Below are 2,153 nucleotides of genomic sequence, written 5' to 3'. Positions count from 1 at the left end.
CCGCCCGGCGCGGGCCCGCCCCGGCCGACCGCCACCGACACCACCCGGTCGAAGAGCGCCGCCGGAGCCGACCGGGGCCGCCCCACCACCGGCCGCCGCGCGGTACGGGCGTTCGGCGGCACGACGAGCACGACCTGCTCGTCGTAGACTCCGCGCAACTCGGCGGAAAGCCGGTGCGCGAGACCGTCGTCCCCGCACACCACCATCGGCGCCGACGCGCCACCTGAACCGCCCTGGTACGGAACGCTGTTCGCCACGAGGGAAAAGACTGCCCCAAGAAGGCGCCCGGTTCCAGCGATCACCTGAACGGCCCCACCCGCGGCCGCGTACCGCACAGCAGCCGCACCCAGCCGGAGGTACCCCACCCGTGGCCATCACCGAAGACGCCCCGCCGGGTACCGAGCCACCCGGTGAACGGTCCCCTGGTACCGGTACCCGGCTCAGCTCCCCCCTCGTCCTCACCCTGGTGCTGCTGCTCGCCGTCCTCGCCCAGGCGCCGATCCGGGGCGCGCTCGGCACCCCCGTGATGCAGAGCTGGACCACGGTGTTCGTCGCCGTCACCGTGCAGGCGCTGCCCTTCCTGGTCCTCGGCGTGCTGCTCTCGGCCGCCATCGCCGTCTTCGTTCCGCCCGCCTTCTTCGCCCGGGCGCTGCCCGGCCGGCCCGCGCTCGCGGTACCGGTGGCGGGGCTGGCGGGCGCGGTGCTGCCGGGGTGCGAGTGCGCGTCGGTGCCGGTGGCGGGCGCGTTGGTACGGCGGGGCGTGACCCCGGCGGCCGCGCTGGCGTTCCTGCTGTCCGCGCCCGCCATCAACCCGATCGTGCTCACCGCCACGGCCGTCGCCTTCCCGAACAACCCCGAGATGGTCCTCGCCCGGTTCGCCGCGAGCCTGCTGGTCGCCTGCGCGATGGGGTGGCTGTGGCAGCGGCTCGGCCGCGCCGACTGGCTGCGCCCGCCCGCGCACGGCGCGCACGAGGGCGAGACGAAGGCGGAGACCTTCTGGAACTCCGTACGCCACGACACCATGCACGCGGGCGGCTTCCTGGTGGTCGGCGCGATGGCCGCGGCCACCCTGAAGGCGGTCGCCCCGGCGGAGTGGCTGCGCACGGCCGCGGGCAACCCGTTCCTCGCCGTGCTCGCCCTCGCCGTGCTGGCCGTGGTGCTCTCCATCTGCTCGGAGGCGGACGCGTTCGTCGCCGCCTCGCTGACCGACTTCTCCCCGACGGCCAAGCTGGTGTTCCTGGTGGTGGGACCGATGATCGACCTCAAGCTGTTCGCCATGCAGGCCGGCACCTTCGGCCGCGGCTTCGCGCTGCGCTTCGCCCCGGCCACGTTCGCGCTGGCCATCACGGGCGCGCTGGTCACCGGGGCGGTGCTGCTGTGAACCGCCAGGCGCAGGCCGCCGTCATGTTCCTCCTCGGCGGGGCGCTGCTGCACGCGGGGACGACGGATCTGTATCTCCGCTACGTCAAGTCGGGCCTGCGGCCACTGGTGCTGGCGGCCGGAGTGGTCCTGATCGCGGCCGCGCTGGCGACGGTCTGGTACGAGCGGAAGCGGGCCGGAAGTCATGGGGGTCATCCCGAGCCCGGCGTGGCCTGGCTCCTGGTGCTGCCCGTCCTCGCCCTCATCCTCATCGCCCCGCCCGCCCTCGGCTCCTACAGCGCCATCCGTACCGGCACGGCACTCCAACCCCCCTACGGGCTCGATCCGTTGCCCTCCTCGGACCCCGTCCGGCTGAGCGTCGTCGACTACGCCTCCCGCGCCGCCTACACCCACTCCCTGCGCGGCCGCACCGTCCGCGTCACCGGATTCCTCGCCCTGGACGCCCACGGCTCCCCCTACCTCGTCCGCATGGCCCTCAACTGCTGCGCCGCCGACGCCCAGCCGGTCAAGATCGGCCTCACCGGCCAACTCCCCCCGGTGCTGCGGCCGGACGCGTGGATGGAGGTGACGGGGGCGTACGCCTCGCGCGTGACGCGGGACCCGGTGAACAACGGGGTGATCCCGTATCTCCGGGTGACGTCCGCCCGGCCGGTGGCTGCACCGGCCGACCCTTACGACGAGACGTGGAACAAGTGAGGGGTGCCGGGCCCGGTTCGGCCGGGGTGTGACCGGCCCGGCTCTGGCGGGTGGGTTTTCCCCCGGTACGTCATGGG

At 74.0% G+C, this 2,153-nt stretch carries 2 protein-coding genes and 1 pseudogene; 2 read left to right on the top strand and 1 reads right to left on the bottom strand.

Going from position 1 to position 2,153, the window contains the following annotated elements; genetic code table 11:
* A pseudogene (locus CCN33_RS28430) lies at nucleotides 1-206 on the bottom strand (potassium transporter TrkA); the annotation flags it as partial.
* Nucleotides 207-367: 161 nt separating this feature from the next.
* Between CCN33_RS28430 and CCN33_RS28425 the strand changes: the two are divergent.
* Both CCN33_RS28425 and CCN33_RS28420 read left to right on the top strand, forming a co-directional pair.
* The gene (locus tag CCN33_RS28425) at nucleotides 368-1,381 is read left to right on the top strand and encodes a permease (protein ID WP_086696282.1); all 1,014 of its coding nucleotides are present in this window, start codon (nucleotides 368-370) and stop codon (nucleotides 1,379-1,381) included.
* Nucleotides 1,378-2,076 (top strand): TIGR03943 family putative permease subunit, encoded by a 699-nt coding sequence (locus tag CCN33_RS28420; RefSeq protein WP_086696281.1) that lies wholly within the window; start codon nucleotides 1,378-1,380, stop codon nucleotides 2,074-2,076. The genes CCN33_RS28425 and CCN33_RS28420 overlap by 4 nt, the downstream gene beginning before the upstream one ends.
* Nucleotides 2,077-2,153: the final 77 nt, after the last annotated feature.

It is taken from the genome of Streptomyces recifensis, assembly GCF_002154615.1.
Taxonomy (GTDB): domain Bacteria; phylum Actinomycetota; class Actinomycetes; order Streptomycetales; family Streptomycetaceae; genus Streptomyces; species Streptomyces griseoluteus.
The sequence above is the reverse complement of the archived record's forward strand: the minus strand, read 5'-3'. Positions and strand labels throughout refer to the sequence as shown.